Here is a 16,173-nt window from a genome sequence, read left to right as displayed (position 1 = left end):
CCCGCCGTGCGGGAGGGAAGCGGGGAAGGCAGCCGGCCCTTCGGGGCATCGCGGCACGCAAAGAGCCCCTCCGGCCGCGTTTCCGCAGGTCGGAGGGGCTCTGCTGTGGAGCCTAGGGGAGTCGAACCCCTGACATCTGCCATGCAAAGACAGCGCTCTACCAACTGAGCTAAGGCCCCGGGAAGAGAAGCGTCCGGCCGGAACGACGTCGGACCGACGGGCGCCGCAGACCAGAGTACCGGGTCACCCCCCGTATCCCGCAAAAGGATTAGGGGTCCCCGCAGATGACCACTCTCCGTAAGATGCTCCGCGTGGTTCGCTACAGCGAACCGCGGTTTCTTGGGGAAGCGATGGGGAGACGCACATGGACGCCGCACAGCAGGAAGCCACCGCGAGAGCGCGGGAACTGCAGCGGAACTGGTACGGGGAGCCGCTGGGGGCGCTCTTCCGTAAGCTCATCGACGATCTTGGCCTGAACCAGGCTCGTCTCGCGGGGGTTCTGGGACTGTCGGCGCCGATGCTGTCGCAGCTGATGAGCGGTCAGCGGGCGAAGATCGGCAACCCGGCCGTGGTGCAGCGGGTGCAGCTGCTCCAGGAGCTGGCGGCCCAGGTCGCGGACGGCAGCGTCAGCGCGGCCGAGGCGACCGAGCGCATGGACGAGATCAAGAGGTCGCAGGGGGGATCGGTGCTCAACAACACCACGCAGACGACGAGCGGCTCGGGGGCGCCCACGGTCAAGCGGGTGGTCCGTGAGATCCAGTCGCTGCTGCGCTCGGTGGCCGCCGCCGGCGACATCATAGAAGCGGCCGACAGCCTCGCCCCGACCCATCCGGAGCTGGCGGAGTTCCTCCGGGTGTACGGCGCCGGCCGCACCTCCGACGCGGTCGCGCACTACCAGTCCCACCAGAGCTGATCCGAGGGCCCAGACACCGAAGGGGGTTCGGGGTCCGGGCCGGCGGCGACGCCTCGGGGGGCGCGCGGAGCGGGGGTGGTGCTCCGCGTCCGGGGCGGCGGACGCAAGCGGAATCGCGACGGGACACGGGGGTCGTATCGCTCATCGGGGGACAGCGGGGATAGCGGGGGCGGCGAGGGGGTAGCAGGAGGGAATCCGGAGGGGGAGGAGCGACGCACTGCCATGGGTGAGGTCTTCGCCGGACGGTACGAACTCGCGGACCCGGTCGGCCGGGGTGGGGTCGGCGCCGTCTGGCGTGCCTGGGACCACCGCCGGCGCCGCTATGTGGCCGCCAAGGTGCTCCAGCAGAGCGACGCCCACTCGCTGCTGCGCTTCGTCCGCGAGCAGGCCCTGCGGATCGACCACCCGCATGTCCTCGCCCCCGCCAGCTGGGCCGCCGACGACGACAAGGTCCTGTTCACCATGGACCTCGTCGCCGGCGGTTCCCTGGTCCACCTCGTCGGCGACTACGGCCCCCTGCCTCCCGCGTTCGTCTGCACGCTCCTCGACCAGCTGCTCTCCGGGCTCGCCGCAGTGCACGCGGAGGGTGTCGTGCACCGTGACATCAAACCCGCCAACGTGCTGCTGGAGGCCACCGGCACCACGCGCCCCCGGCTGCGGCTGTCCGACTTCGGCATCGCCATGCGGCTCGGCGAACCACGGCTGACCGAGACCAACCTCGTGGTGGGCACGCCCGGCTATCTCGCGCCCGAGCAGATCATGGGCGCCGACCCCGACTTCCCCGCCGACCTGTTCGCCGTCGGCCTGGTCGCGCTGTATCTCCTGGAGGGCGCCAAGCCGGACGCCAAAGCGCTCGTCCAGTACTTCACCGAACACGGCACACCCGGCGCTCCCCGGGGCATCCCGGAGCCGCTGTGGCAGGTCGTCGCCACACTGCTGCAACCCGATCCCCACGCCCGCTTCCGTACGGCCACGGGGGCGCGCAAGGCGCTGGCGGCCGCCGCCGAGCTGCTGCCCGAGCCAGGCCCGGACGACGAGCTGATCGAGATCTTCGACCAACTCGGGCCGCTGCCGCCGGGGTTCGGCCCCGAGGGGCCGTTGAAGCGGGCGCCGGGCATCACCGTCGGGACGGGGACCGGTACAGGGACGGCGACAGTCACCGGAACGGGGGCGGACCAGAGCACCCGGACCGGAGCCGGAACCGGAACCGGAACCGGCACCGGCACCGGCACCGGCAGCGGCATCCGAGCCGGCACCAGAATCGGTACGGACGCCGGTACGGGTACGGGACGCCTGCCCTCCGGGACAAGCGCGGGTCTCGTGCCGCCGCCTCCCGACCGAGAACCCGATGTCGGCCCCGGTTCACCGCGGCCCGTCCCCTCCATGTCGGACACCGGCAGTTTCCCCCTGCCGCCCCCACAGCCCACGGCGACACCGGTACCGGCGGCGGCCGCACCCGTGCCGGCCCCCACACCGCATCCCCCCGCCCACGCTCCGGCGCACGCTCCCGCTCCCGCCCCGGTTCTCCCCTACGAACCCGGCACCTTCGCCCTGGCCGCCTCCCGTGCCGCGGATCGCGTCGACACCTCCACGGCTTCGTACACCGCTCAGAGCACGCAGGTTCCCCCTCCCGCACCGGAGATCTCCGGCCGGCCCCGCCGGGCCCGTCGCACCCACCGCAGCCGCCGAGCCCCCCGCCCCGGCCCGCCGCTGAAGATCGCCGGTCCGCTGCTGCTGCTCGCGCTCGTCTGCTACGCCGTGGGGTTCTGGGCGTTGGCACGGATCTGAGCACCACGGGCGGACGCCGCCCGGCGCCGAGCGGTCACCGTCCATACGCCGAGCACCAGCAGCAGCGCGCTGCCGGTGCCGATGCCGCCCACCGCGACCGCCTTCATCGCGAGGTCATCACCCCCGTCGGAGGCGCCGTCACCGGCCGTGCCGCCCCCGGCCGCCGCGCCCTCGCCGCCGCTTCCGATCGCGTCCGGCGCGCCCACGTCGAAGAGGCCGCGCGGCTGCGACGCCCCCGCGTACCCCGGCCCCGGCCGCGCGGTACCGGTGACACGGACGCGCAGGACCAGCCCGTAGGGGCCGTCACCGAACCGTTCGGCCACCTCGGCGGAGAGGTGCACCACCAGGAAGTGGGCGCCGGCGAAGCGCAGACTCTTCTCCGGGTCGGTGGGGGCGTACCGATTGGTGTACGCGACCGGCGGCAGGGGAGCGAGGGAGGTCGACTTCTGCGTGCCGCCGTAGCCGATGCTCGTGGTGGCGACCTCGGCGCGCACCGGGTTGTACAGGGTCAGGTCGAGCGCCGGGACCACGAAGGCGGACACCCCACCGGCCCCACCGACCCCGGCGCTCCCGTCAGTCCCGCTGGTTCCGTCGGCTCCGCCCTCCGCCGCGCCGATGTCGGCGGTGGCGTACACCTGCTGCCCCCAGTCGACCGGCACCTTGTAGAAGAGGGTCTGGCCAGGGGTGATCTCGTCGCGCCAGACCCCCTGCCGCACGGCCGCAGCCCGGGCGAAGCCCGCGCCGCCCGGGCGGCGCACGGGCTCGCCCGCGACAGGCGCGGGGGTGGCGGAGTTCCACACCTCGGGCTGCCTCGTCGCGCCGCCGTCCTGCCGCACGAACGGTTCGGAGACCGGCGCGAGCTCCAGGTCCCAGGGCGTCCCGTCGTCACCGGCCGTGGCGGCCCGCTCGACCACGGCGTAGTAGGTACCGGCCTCCTGACACAGCCCCTTGCCGACCAGGATCTCCCGCGCGCCCCAGGCCGTGATCGGCCGTGCGCTCCCGGACGCCCCGACGGTCACGGAGTCGAAGGAACAGTTGGCGCCTGCGGCGCTCTGCACGGAGACGCTGATCCCGTCGCCCGCGGCCAGCAGGGCGTCCCGGCGGGGGACTGCCGTGACGGAGACGTACACGCTCGCCTCGGCGTCGAGTTCGAGGCGGTAGTACGCCTTCCCGCTGCCGTCGAGGGAGCTGCGGTACGTCTCACCGGGCTCCAGGCGGACGGCCCCGTTCGTACCGGAGGCGGCCCGGGCGCCGCGGGCGTCGTCGGCGAAGGCGTACGACGGTGCGTCCGCCGAGCCGGCGGCCAGGGCGACGGGCGCCCGGAGCACGGCCGTGACCAGGCAGAACACCACGCCCACGACGGTCGCCCATCCCACACGCCGACCCATCGCCCGCCCCCTCGCCCTAGCCCTAGCCCTTGCTCTCGCCCATGCCCTCGCTGCGGCCCCGCCACCGGGTCCTGGCCGGTCTCGGCCGGGCGACCGGACCCGGCCGTCGCTCATCCTGCCCCGTCGGCCTGTCCATCACCCGCGTATTGCTGACGACCGTCCGAAACAGCCACGCCCTCCGGCACGGACACGCCCTCCGCCCCTCGCCACGCCCTCCGGCAGAGGCACCGAGCCCCCGCCCAAGCCACACCCTCCGGCACAGGCACCGCCCAGCACACCGCCTCAGCACACCGCCCCCGGCGGCCCGCCGCCCCTACCCGCCAACCGCCACCCCCGCAACACGAAACCCCGACCGCGAAGGCGGCCGGGGTCTGATCAGTTCTCGGTATCGGTACTCACGAACCCGTGGGCACGGAGTCAGTCGCCTCCGTCCACAGATCCTGCTCGGCGCGATCCGCCTGGATCTGGCGGTACACGAGGAGCCCGCCGATGGCGGCCAGTGCGACCAGGAGAAGCTTCTTCACCGCGCGACCTCGTCTTTCCTTGACGTAGGGGACCTCTGGCGCCCGACTATACACACCGACCGATATCGATCGGTGACCTGCGTCGGCCGCTCAACTTCGGCCATCGACAGCGCAGTAGACGCCACGAACGGCCTGTTCCCGGAACCTGCCCGGTCCCCTCTCGTCCCCGCCCCTAACCCCTCGACCCGGGTTTTTCCACCTCCCCGCACCCATTCGAGTGGTGTTCATCGGAACATCCCCCTGACGCGAGCGTCGGTCCATCACATCTCAGCCCGTATACACATCATGAGCAAAGTACGCAAATCGCCCAACCCGAAAGTGAGGGGCATTGACCGACAATCGCGTCAAGACGCTGTGGACCACCATCGTCACCGCGTTCCTCGCGCTGTGCACGGCACTCGGACTGATCACGACGACGGCCCCGACGGCCGTGGCACGGACCGAGCCGGCACGCAACAGCGGCGAGAACGGCGGCACGGTTCCCCCGACCGCGTCGGAGATGTCCCCCTGGTCCCGGCTCAACGCCCGGTCCCTGCCCCCCACGATGAAGCAGCGCATCCGCGCCGAGGCGCACGGCAAGTCGCCCGGTTGCCGCCACCGCCGACTCCCCGACATCGAGTCGGCCGACCGCCCCACGGACCCCTGCGACGACCTCGACGAACCAGCGGACCCCGACGAACCGGCCGCCTCCGCGTCCCTGCCCCTCCAGCGCTGAAGCCCTCGGCCCGACCGGCGCCACTCCTCCCCCATGACCAGCACGTGACGGCGAACTCGCGTATCGCACGACGCAGGCCCGGCAACTCCCCCTCCGGAGCGACCGGGCCTTCGCCGTGTCCTGGGGACCCGACCGATTACGCCCACCCACCTGACCAGAACTGGCAGGCCCCTGACAGGAAAGACCACCTACGGTGGAGGGCGGGAGCGAGGTGGATCCCCCGCCGCACCGTTCGGCACCGGTCCCTCCCCTCGTGCGGACCGGTGACGAACGGTGCGGGCGGCGTCGACCCGTGCCGGACGGCACGGACCGAGGAATGACGTGGCTTCGCGGGGAAGCCGTCCGGGAGACGCGCGGGCGGCCCCGGCTGCGGCGCTTCCGCTTCGCGATCCTGCCAGCTACGGCTCACGACGAGGAGGTTTTGGCATCCGGTCGACGACTAAACCGCAGGTCAGCCATATAAGGTGAGTTTTCCGGTCCGGATTCCAGGTGCGGGGGGAAGTAAGGGGTGGAGACCTTGGGTTCCGACTCAGGGGCACGCACGGCCTTCGCGGAACGGCTCGCGCTGCTGTACAAGGAGGCCGGCAACCCTCCCCTCAAGCGCGTGGCCGAGGCGGTCGTCCGGCTCCAGCGGATCGACGAGCGCGGACGACCCGTACGGGTCTCCGCCCAGCGGATCAGCGACTGGCGCCGGGCGCGGAACGTGCCCGCCCAGTTCGCCGCCCTCGCCGCGGTGCTGCACGTCCTCATCCCCGACGCCCGGCGCCTGCGGCCCGCCCCGGTCTCCCCCGGCCTCTACGACCTCTCCCAGTGGCAGCGGCTGTGGGAGCGCGCGGTGGCCGACCCGGTCGCCGACACCGCCGCCCCTTCCGCGCCGGCGGAGGAACGCCCGCCGGGCGAGTCCCCGGCCGTCCACGGGGGCGTGTGCCCCTACCGCGGGCTGGCGTCGTACCGCCAGGAGGACGCCCGCTGGTTCTTCGGCCGCGAACGCAGCACCAAGGCCCTCGTCGCCCAGTTGCGAGAGACCGAGCGGACCGGCGGCCTGGTCATGCTCGTCGGCGCCTCGGGGGCGGGGAAGTCCTCCCTGCTGAGCGCCGGCCTGGTACCCGCCCTGCGCGGCGGAACGCCGGGGGAGGAGAGCGGTTCGGCGCCCCGGCGGGTACTCCAGCTCGTCCCGGGCAACGACCCCCTCGGGGAACTGTCCCGCCACATCCCCGGCCTCCCCACCGCCACCCCGGCCACCCCGGCCACCCCGGACGGAACGACAGCGGGGGGACCCACCGAAACCGACTTCGGGACCGCCGTACGACAGGCGATCACGACCTGGGCCTCCCCCTCCGCACCCACCGAGCCCGGCCCCCGCCCCGTCCTCATCGTCGACCAGTTCGAGGAGACGTTCACGCTCTGCGCCGACGAGGCGGACCGGCGGGCCTTCATCCAGCTGCTGCACGCCGCGTGCACGCCCACCGGCCCGGACGAGCAGGCCCCCGTGCTCGTCGTCCTCGGCATCCGGGCCGACTTCTACGAGCAGTGCCTCGGCTACCCCGAACTGGCCGACGCGCTGCAACACCGCCACATGGTGCTCGGCCCCCTGACCACCACGGAGCTGCGCGAGGCGGTGACCGGCCCGGCCAAGGCCGTCGGACTGGAACTCGAACCGGGCCTCGCGGAGCTGGTCGTGCGCGAGGTGAGCGCCGACGGCCCGCGCGGGGCGCACGACGCGGGCGTACTGCCGCTGCTCTCGCACGCCCTGCTCGCCACCTGGCAGCGGCGCAAGGCCGGCCGGCTGACCCTGGCCGGCTACCGCGCGGCGGGCGGCATCCAGGGAGCCGTGGCGGCGACCGCCGAACGCGCCTGGTCCAGCCTGGACCCGGCGGCCCGCACGGCCGCGCGGCTGCTCCTGCTCCGGCTGGTCCGGCTGGGCGAGGACACCCAGGCCACCCGCAGGCGCGGCACCCGCCGGCAGCTGGCGGCGGAGTCGAGCGACCCCGGCAAGACGGAGGAGTCGCTGGAGGCGCTGGTACGGGCCCGGCTGGTGACGCTCGACGCGGAGACCGTGGAGATCACCCACGAGGCACTGCTGCACGCCTGGCCCCGGCTGCGCGAGTGGATCGACGAGGACCGGCAGGACAACCTGCTGCGCCAGCGGCTGGAGGAGGACGGCAGGGCCTGGGAGGGCGCGCACCGCGACTCCTCGCTGCTCTACCGGGGCTCCCGGCTTGAGCAGGCCCACACCTGGGCCCAGTCGGCCGGCGACACCTTCCTGACCCGCAGCGCGGTGGAGTTCCTCGCCGCGTCGGTACGGCTGCGCAGGCGCACGGTGTGGATCGGCCGGGCGGCGGTGTCGGCGCTGGTCGTCCTCGCGCTGGTGGCCGTGGGTTCGGCGGTCGTCGCCTGGCAGCAGCGCAACGACGCGGTGTTCGAGCAGGTGGTCGCCGAGGCCGACCGCGTGCAGTCCACGGACCCGTCGCTGTCCGCCCAGATCGACCTGGTCGCCCACCGGCTGCGCCCCGACGACGAGGGCACGAACAACCGGCTGATCTCCATCGTCAACGCGCCGCTGGCCACCCCGCTGCTCGGCCACACCGGAGCCGTCTACCTCACCTCGTTCAGCCCGGACGGCAAGACCCTGGCCACCGCCAGCTACGACCGGACCATCCGCCTGTGGGACGTGTCCGACCCGTCCCACCCGAAACCCCTGGGCAAGCCCCTCACCGGCCCCACCAGCTGGGTGAGCAGCGCGGTCTTCAGCCCGGACGGCGCCACGCTCGCCGGTGCCGGCGACGACGGCACCGTACGCCTGTGGGACGTACGGGATCCCGCGCACCCGCGCCCGCTCGGCAGTCCCCTGTCCGGTCACGAGGGCACGATCTACCTGCTGGCGTTCAGCCCGGACGGCCGTACCCTGGCCTCCGCGGGCGAGGACCGCACCGTGCGCCTGTGGGACATGACCGACCCGCGCAGGCCGGCGGCGCTCGCCACCCTCACCGGCCACACCGCCGCCGTGCGCTGCGTGGCGTTCAGCCCCGGCGGCGGCACCCTGGCCGCCGGCGGCGACGACGGCACGATCAGGCTGTGGGACATGGCCGACCGCGACCGCCCGCGGTCGTCCGGGAAGGTCCTGACCGGGCACACGGACACGGTGCACTCGGTGGCCTTCAGCCCGGACGGCCGCACGCTCGCCAGCGGCAGCGCCGACGACACCGTCCGGCTGTGGAGCGTCTCCGACCCCGGGCACGCGGCCCGGCTCGGCTCCCCGCTCACCGGCCACACCGGTCCCGTGTGGTCGGTGGCCTTCAGCCCGGACGGCCGGATGCTCGCCGCCGCCAGCGCCGACAGCACGGCCAGTCTCTGGAACGTCAGCGACCCGGCCTACCCGTCACAGGTCGGTGAACCGCTCGCGGGCAGCAGCGGTGAGATGTACGCCCTCGGCTTCAGCCCCGACGGCCGGACGCTCGCCACCGGCAGCGGCGACAGCAAGGTCCGCCTGTGGTCCGTCCCGACGTCCGACATGATCGGCCGCAGCGGGGTGTTCCGCCCGGACGGGCGGGTGCTCGCCACGACCGCGCGGGACGGCCGGATCCGGCTGTGGAACGTCGAGAACCCCGAGCGCCCCGTGCTGACGGGCTCCCTCTACATGCCGGGGGACGGCAGCGAGCGCAACCTGGCGTTCTCCCCCGACGGCCGCACGCTCGCGGTCCTCACCCCCGACCGGACGGTCTACCTGTGGGACGTCCGCACCCCGGCCCGGCCGGTCTCCCACGGGCCGCCCCTCGCCCTGCGGACCCGTTTCATGGGCCCCGACGCGCTCTCCTTCAGCCCCGACGGCCGTACTCTCGCCACCGCCTACGACGTCCGCACCCTCCAGCTCTGGGACGTCAGCGACCTGTCCCACGTCACCCCGCTCGGCAGGCCGCTCACCGGCCACAAGGGCTACATCAACGCCCTCGCCTTCAGCCCGGACGGCGACACCCTCGCCAGCGGCAGCGCCGACGGCGCCATCCGGCTCTGGGACGTCACCGACCCCGGCCGGGCCACCCTGCGCGGCACGCCCCTCACCGGCCACCACGGCCCCGTCAACGCCCTCGCCTACAGCCCGGACGGCGACACCCTCGCCAGCGGCAGCGACGACGACACCGTCCGGCTGTGGAACGTCTCCGACCCCGACCGGGCCGGCGGCGGCGGCTCCCCGCTCACCGGCCACACCGAGGCGGTCGTGTCCCTGACGTTCAGCCAGGACGGCCACACCCTCGCCAGCGGCGGCAACGACAACACCGTCCGACTGTGGAAGGTCACCAGCCCCTCCGACGCCTCCCCCATCGGCCAGTCGATGAGCCCGAACGCCCGGACGGGCAACTTCCTGTCGTTCAGCCCGGAGAACCACATGCTCGGCGTCTCCAGCGGCACCGACACCGTCCGCCTGTGGAACCTCGACGTCGACGACGCCATCAGCCACATCTGCGCCACCACCCGCGGCGTCCTCACCCGCGAGAAGTGGCAGGAGTACCTGCCCCGCCTCTCCTACGACCCCCCGTGCGACCAGTGACGTTGCAGTGATCCCGATCACAACTGCCCATCCCACCCGAACAGTCACCTCCCACCGCACCAGCACCCTTGTTAGTGTTGGCCACAGCCCGGTCGCTGGCGTATCCCCCGTCGTCAGCGACCGGGTTTCCGCATCCCGCCCGTCTGGCCAAGCGGACACGGCCGGCCCGCGGAGCGAGCCTCTCAGAGGCGGCACAAGGGGGTGACCGATGGGTCAGGAAAAGCGGATGACGTGCTTCGTCGGGCCGGGCGGAGCGGCCCCGGACGCGGACCACAAGGCTGATGGTGTCAAAAAACCCCCGGACCGATGGTCCGGGGGTCTTCGCTGGTGGGGCTAACAGGATTTGAACCTGTGGCCTCATCCTTATCAGGGATGCGCTCTAACCAACTGAGCTATAGCCCCGCCGCGCTCTGCGGTGTGTGTCCCGCGCGCTGACTCCTGAAGATTAGCGCACGACGTGGGCAGTCCCAAAATCGATAGTCACGGGACGGCCCACGGACCGCGGAGAGCGATGCTCACTCGTCCTCGGCGAGCGTCAGCTCCACCCCGCCGACGAAGCCGGCGGAGAGGTTGTAGATGAACGCGCCGAGCGTCGCGAGGGCCGTCGCGAGGACGACGTCGATGACCGCGATGATCGACGTGAACATCAGGACGTGGGGGAGGGACAGGAAGGCCTGGAGGTCGAAGCCGTTCGACTCGTTGGAGCCCGTCGCCTCCGCGATCGTGCCGCCGACCGACGAGAAGACGCCCATGGCGTCCAGGACCATCCACAGCACGGCCGCCGCGACGATCGTGCAGATGCCGAGCGCGATGGAGAGCAGGAAGCTGACCTTCATCACCGACCACGGGTCGGCCTTCGCCACCCGCAGCCGCGCCTTGCGCACCCGGGGCGTGGTGCGGGCCCCGACCCCGGTGCGCGGACGGCGTAGGGCGTCACCCTGGTCCTGCGCCGAGTAGGCCTGCGGCGGGTGGTAGGGCCCGGCGGGCTGCTGGGCCTGACGCTCCCCGGGCAGCGGGGAGGCCGGCTGCTGGGCCTCGGCGCCGGTCCGGGGACGCTGCTGGGCGCCCGAAGCGGCCGGTTGCGCGCCGGCCTTCTTCTTCTGGGTCTGCGGACCTCGGGTGTCCGTCACGGTTCCCCCCTGGGATCCAGGCTTGTCAGGCGAGCGCGGATCGGTCGTCGACGGCTTGATCGCCTGGAGGTTGGTGGTGTGGGTGTCCATCACCTGCGCGGCCGCCGTGCCCGGCTCGCCGCCACGCGCGGTGGTCGGCCGCGCGTCCTTCGCCCCCGCGGCGGAGCCACGGCCGCCGTCGTCCTTTTCCTCACCGGCCGTGGTGCCGGTAGAAGGGCCGGAAGAGGTGCCGGCCGATGTACCGACCGAACCGGCGCCCGTGGCTCCGCTCACGATGACTCACTCCTCGTGCTACTCGGACGAGGGCGTCTCACCCTCGTCCGTGCCGGTGGTCGCGGCGTCCTCGACGGTCTCGTCCACGGCAACGTCGCCGTCGACCTCCTCCGCCTCGCGCCCCGCCTCGGCGTTACGTGCGATGCCGACAACGGCATCGCGCTTGCCCAAGTTGATCAGTTGGACGCCCATGGTGTCACGGCCCGTCTCCCTGATCTCATTGACTCGCGTACGAATCACACCGCCGCCGAGCGTGATGGCGAGGATCTCGTCGGTCTCCTCGACCACCAGCGCGCCGACGAGCGACCCGCGGTCCTCGACGATCTTGGCGGCCTTGATGCCGAGGCCGCCGCGACCCTGGACGCGGTACTCGTCGACGGCGGTCCGCTTCGCGTACCCACCGTCGGTGGCAGTGAACACGAACGTACCGGGTCGAACAACATTCATCGAGAGCAGCTCGTCCCCGGTACGGAAACTCATGCCCTTGACGCCCGAGGTCGCGCGCCCCATGGGGCGCAGTGTGTCGTCCGTGGCCGTGAACCTGATCGACTGTGCCTTCTTGCTGATCAGAAGCAGATCGTCGTCGGCGGAGACCAGTTCGGCTCCGATCAGTTCGTCGTCGGAACCGTCCTCCCGCTCCCGCAGGTTGATCGCGATGACACCGCCGGAACGGGGCGAATCGTAATCCTTCAGCGGCGTCTTCTTGACCAAACCGGCCTTGGTGGCCAGGACCAGGTAGGGCGCCGCCTCGTAGTCGCGGATCGCGAGGATCTCGGCGATCGCCTCGTCCGGCTGGAAGGCCAGCAGGTTCGCGACGTGCTGTCCACGCGCGTCACGTCCGGCGTCGGGCAGCTCGTACGCCTTCGCCCGGTACACCCGGCCCTTGTTGGTGAAGAACAGCAGCCAGTGGTGCGTGGTCGAGACGAAGAAGTGGTCGACGATGTCGTCTTCCTTCAGCTTCGCGCCGCGCACGCCCTTGCCGCCGCGCTTCTGGGCGCGGTAGTCGTCCGTCTTGGTGCGCTTGACGTAGCCGCCGCGCGTGACGGTGACGACGATGTCCTCCTCGGCGATCAGGTCCTCGATGGACATGTCGCCGTCGTAGGGCACCAGCATGGTCTTGCGGTCGTCGCCGTACTTCTCGACGATCGCGGCCAGTTCCTCGCTGACGATGCCGCGCTGACGGACCGGCGAGGCGAGGATCTGGTTGTACTCGTTGATCTTCGCCTGGAGTTCGTCGTGCTCCTGGACGATCTTCTGGCGCTCCAGGGCGGCGAGGCGCCGCAGCTGCATCTCGAGGATGGCGTTGGCCTGGATCTCGTCGATCTCCAGGAGCTCCATCAGGCCCCCGCGCGCGATCTCGACGGTCTCACTGCGCCGGATCAGCGCGATGACCTCGTCGATGGCGTCCAGGGCCTTCAGCAGGCCGCGCAGGATGTGCGCCCGCTCCTCCGCCTTGCGCAGCCGGAAGCGCGTACGGCGGACGATGACCTCGATCTGGTGCGTCACCCAGTGGCGGATGAACGCGTCCAGGGAAAGCGTGCGCGGCACGCCGTCGACCAACGCCAGCATGTTGGCGCCGAAGTTGGTCTGGAGGTCGGTGTGCTTGTAGAGGTTGTTCAGGACGACCTTGGCGACCGCGTCCCGCTTGAGGACGATGACGAGCCGCTGGCCGGTGCGGGAGCTGGTCTCGTCGCGGACGTCCGCGATGCCGCCGATCTTGCCGTCCTTCACCAGGTCGGCGATCTTCTGCGCGAGGTTGTCGGGGTTGACCTGGTACGGCAGTTCCGTCACCACCAGGCACTGGCGGTTCTGGATCTCCTCGACCTCGACGACGGCGCGCATGGTGATCGAGCCGCGGCCGGTGCGGTAGGCCTCCTCGATGCCCTTGCGGCCGACGACGAGCGCGCCGGTCGGGAAGTCCGGGCCCTTGATGCGCTCGATGAGGGCGTCGAGCAGCTCCTCGTGCGACGCCTCCGGGTTCTCCAGGTACCACTGGGCGCCGGCCGCGACCTCGCGCAGGTTGTGCGGCGGGATGTTGGTCGCCATGCCGACCGCGATACCGGCCGAGCCGTTGATCAGCAGGTTCGGGAAGCGGGCCGGCAGGACGGTCGGCTCCTGGGAGCGGCCGTCGTAGTTGTCCGTGAAGTCGACGGTCTCCTCGTCGATGTCACGGACCATCTCCATCGACAGCGGCGCCAGTTTGCACTCGGTGTACCGCATCGCCGCCGCCGGGTCGTTGCCCGGGGAGCCGAAGTTGCCGTTGGAGTCCACCAGCGGCATCCGCATCGACCACGGCTGGGCGAGACGGACCAGCGCGTCGTAGATGGAACTGTCGCCGTGCGGGTGGTAGTTGCCCATGACGTCGCCGACGACACGGGCGCACTTGTAGAAGCCGCGCTCGGGACGGTAGCCGCCGTCGTACATGGCGTACAGCACCCGGCGGTGGACGGGCTTGAGACCGTCCCGGACGTCCGGCAGCGCACGCGAGACGATGACGGACATCGCGTAGTCGAGGTACGAGCGCTGCATCTCCGTCTCGAGCCCGACGGGCTCGATGCGCATCGTCGTTTCGCCTTCTTCAGGCGTCACAGGCGTGTTCTCGTCGGCCATTGCTGGTGAGGATCCTTCCTGGTGCGGTCAGCTGAGACCGACTCAGATGTCGAGGAAGCGGACGTCCTTGGCGTTGCGCTGGATGAACTGGCGGCGGGCCTCGACGTCCTCGCCCATGAGGACCGAGAACAGGTCGTCGGCCTGGGCGGCGTCGTCGAGGGTGACCTGGCCGAGGACCCGGTGCTCCTGGTCCATCGTCGTCACGCGCAGCTCCTCGGCGTTCATCTCGCCGAGACCCTTGAAGCGCTGGATCGAGTCCTCGCGGACGCGCTTGCCGCGCTGCCGGCCCATCTCGATGAGCGCGTCACGCTCGCGGTCGGAGTAGGCGTACTCGATGTCGTCCCGGCCCCACTTGATCTTGTACAGGGGGGGACGGGAGAGGTACACGTGCCCGGCCTCGACCAGCGGCCGCATGAAGCGGAACAGGAAGGTCAGCAGCAGGGTGCTGATGTGCTGGCCGTCGACGTCGGCGTCCGCCATCAGGATGATCTTGTGGTAGCGGAGCTTCTCGATGTCGAAGTCCTCGTGGACTCCGGTACCGAAGGCGGAGATCAGCGCCTGGATCTCCTGGTTCTGCAGGATCTTGTCGATCCTGGCCTTCTCCACGTTGAGGATCTTGCCGCGGATCGGGAGGATCGCCTGGTACTCCGGGTTGCGGCCGGACTTGGCCGAACCGCCGGCGGAGTCACCCTCGACGATGAAGATCTCGCACTTGGTGGGGTCGTTCGACTGGCAGTCGGAGAGCTTGCCCGGCAGGGACGCCGACTCCAGCAGGCCCTTACGACGCGTCAGGTCACGCGCCTTGCGGGCCGCCACGCGCGCGGTGGCCGCCTGGATGCCCTTGCGGACGATGTCCGCCGCCTCGACCGGGTTGCGGTCCAGCCAGTCGTTGAGGTGCTCGTAGACCGCCTTCTGGACGAAGGTCTTGGCCTCCGTGTTGCCCAGCTTGGTCTTGGTCTGGCCCTCGAACTGCGGCTCGCTCAGCTTGACCGAGATGATCGCGGTCAGACCCTCGCGGATGTCGTCGCCCGTGAGGTTGTCGTCCTTCTCCCGCAGCAGCTTCTTGTCGCGCGCGTACTTGTTGATCAGGTTCGTCAGCGCCGCGCGGAAGCCCTCCTCGTGCGTACCGCCCTCGTGCGTGTGGATGATGTTGGCGAAGGAGTAGACACCCTCGGTGTAGCCGCCGTTCCACTGCATGGCGACCTCGAGGGACAGGCTCCGTTCCTTGTCCTCGGCCTCCAGGTCGATGACGGAGGGGTGCACCGCGTCTCCCTTGCGGGAGTTGAGGTACTTCACGAAGTCGACGATGCCGCCCTCGTAGTGGTACGTGACGGTCTTGACCTCGTCCTTCTCGTCCGCACCGGCCTCGTCGGCACCGGTCACGGCCTTCGCCGAATCGCGCTCGTCAGTGAGTTTGATCGTCAAACCCTTGTTGAGGAACGCCATCTCCTGGAAGCGCCGCGAGAGCGTCTCGAAGGAGTAGTCGGTGGTCTCGAAGATGTCGCCGTCGGCCCAGAAGGTGACCGAGGTGCCGGTCTCGTCCGTGGCCTCGTGCTTGGCGAGCGGGGCCGTCGGGACGCCCATCTTGTAGTCCTGCGTCCAGCGGTGGCCGTCGGTCCTCACCTCGACGGAGACCTTGCTGGACAGGGCGTTCACGACCGAGACACCCACGCCGTGCAGACCACCGGAGACCGCGTAGCCGCCGCCGCCGAACTTGCCGCCCGCGTGGAGCACGGTCAGCACGACCTCGACGGCCGGCTTGCCCTCGGACGGGACGATGCCCACCGGGATGCCTCGGCCGTTGTCGACGACGCGGACGCCGCCGTCGGCGAGGATCGTCACCTCGATCGTGTCCGCGTGCCCGGCCAGGGCCTCGTCGACCGAGTTGTCGACGACCTCGTACACGAGGTGGTGCAGACCACGCTCACCGGTGGAGCCGATGTACATACCGGGGCGCTTGCGGACCGCGTCCAGCCCCTCGAGGACGGTGATGGCGCTCGCGTCGTACGACGCCGTGACCTCGCCGTTCGAGGTGGTGGCGGCGTCGGTCGCGCCTGCGTCGGTGGACGGAATGTTCTCGTTGGGGTTGCCGGAATCGGCCACGAAGCGCCCTTTCTGGCACAGCACGAGCCAGGCTCCTGGGGATCCCCTCCGGGGAGGGTTGCCGGAGCGGCTGCGGCATGTTGCGTTGGTAAGCCTTGATCAACGTTGCTCAGCTTGTCCCGGGCGGTCCCCACGTTTGGGGCGGGATTGGCTCCAGTCTACCGGTAGCGCCGACACTGATGG

At 71.1% G+C, this 16,173-nt stretch carries 9 protein-coding genes and 2 tRNA genes; 4 read left to right on the top strand and 7 right to left on the bottom strand.

Going from position 1 to position 16,173, the window contains the following annotated elements:
* Positions 1-106 precede the first annotated feature (106 nt).
* Positions 107-179, bottom strand: a tRNA-Ala gene (locus ALMP_RS26670).
* Between the two features lie 185 nt (positions 180-364).
* Between ALMP_RS26670 and ALMP_RS26665 the strand changes: the two genes are divergently transcribed.
* The gene (locus tag ALMP_RS26665; protein ID WP_264932827.1) at positions 365-913 is read left to right on the top strand and encodes a DNA-binding protein; all 549 of its coding nucleotides are present in this window, start codon (positions 365-367) and stop codon (positions 911-913) included.
* A 222-nt stretch (positions 914-1,135) separates the two neighbouring features.
* Positions 1,136-2,701, top strand: a complete 1,566-nt coding sequence (locus ALMP_RS26660) for a serine/threonine-protein kinase (RefSeq protein WP_264932825.1) — start codon at positions 1,136-1,138, stop codon at positions 2,699-2,701.
* On the opposite strand, the gene ALMP_RS26655 is transcribed toward ALMP_RS26660, so the two are convergent.
* Both ALMP_RS26655 and ALMP_RS26650 read right to left on the bottom strand, forming a co-directional pair.
* Complete coding sequence (locus tag ALMP_RS26655; RefSeq protein WP_264932824.1) at positions 2,665-4,089, bottom strand: hypothetical protein; 1,425 nt, start codon at positions 4,087-4,089, stop codon at positions 2,665-2,667. The genes ALMP_RS26660 and ALMP_RS26655 overlap by 37 nt on opposite strands.
* 395 nt (positions 4,090-4,484) lie before the next feature.
* On the bottom strand, positions 4,485-4,613 hold the full coding sequence (locus ALMP_RS26650; RefSeq protein WP_003999697.1) for a DLW-39 family protein: 129 nt from the start codon (positions 4,611-4,613) through the stop codon (positions 4,485-4,487).
* A 328-nt stretch (positions 4,614-4,941) separates the two neighbouring features.
* On the opposite strand from ALMP_RS26650, the gene ALMP_RS26645 reads away from it, so the two are divergent.
* Positions 4,942-5,328 carry a DUF6344 domain-containing protein gene (locus ALMP_RS26645; protein WP_264932804.1) on the top strand — a complete coding sequence of 129 codons (387 nt, stop codon included), beginning with the start codon at positions 4,942-4,944 and terminating at the stop codon, positions 5,326-5,328.
* Positions 5,329-5,836: 508 nt separating this feature from the next.
* Positions 5,837-9,874, top strand: a complete 4,038-nt coding sequence (locus tag ALMP_RS26640; RefSeq protein ID WP_264932803.1) for a WD40 repeat domain-containing protein — start codon at positions 5,837-5,839, stop codon at positions 9,872-9,874.
* A 325-nt stretch (positions 9,875-10,199) separates the two neighbouring features.
* On the opposite strand, the gene ALMP_RS26635 is transcribed toward ALMP_RS26640, so the two are convergent.
* The 4 genes from ALMP_RS26635 to gyrB form a co-directional block, all read right to left on the bottom strand.
* Positions 10,200-10,276: transfer RNA gene (locus ALMP_RS26635), tRNA-Ile, on the bottom strand.
* Between the two features lie 113 nt (positions 10,277-10,389).
* Positions 10,390-11,277, bottom strand: a complete 888-nt coding sequence (locus ALMP_RS26630) for a DUF3566 domain-containing protein (protein WP_264932802.1) — start codon at positions 11,275-11,277, stop codon at positions 10,390-10,392.
* Positions 11,278-11,295: 18 nt separating this feature from the next.
* The gene (gyrA, locus tag ALMP_RS26625) at positions 11,296-13,887 is read right to left on the bottom strand and encodes a DNA gyrase subunit A (protein WP_264932800.1); all 2,592 of its coding nucleotides are present in this window, start codon (positions 13,885-13,887) and stop codon (positions 11,296-11,298) included.
* Between the two features lie 42 nt (positions 13,888-13,929).
* On the bottom strand, positions 13,930-15,990 hold the full coding sequence (gene gyrB, locus ALMP_RS26620; RefSeq protein WP_264932798.1) for a DNA topoisomerase (ATP-hydrolyzing) subunit B: 2,061 nt from the start codon (positions 15,988-15,990) through the stop codon (positions 13,930-13,932).
* Between the last annotated feature and the right edge of the window lie 183 nt (positions 15,991-16,173).

This window comes from Streptomyces sp. A012304 (genome assembly GCF_026008495.1).
Lineage (GTDB): Bacteria > Actinomycetota > Actinomycetes > Streptomycetales > Streptomycetaceae > Streptomyces.
The sequence above is the reverse complement of the archived record's forward strand: the minus strand, read 5'-3'. Positions and strand labels throughout refer to the sequence as shown.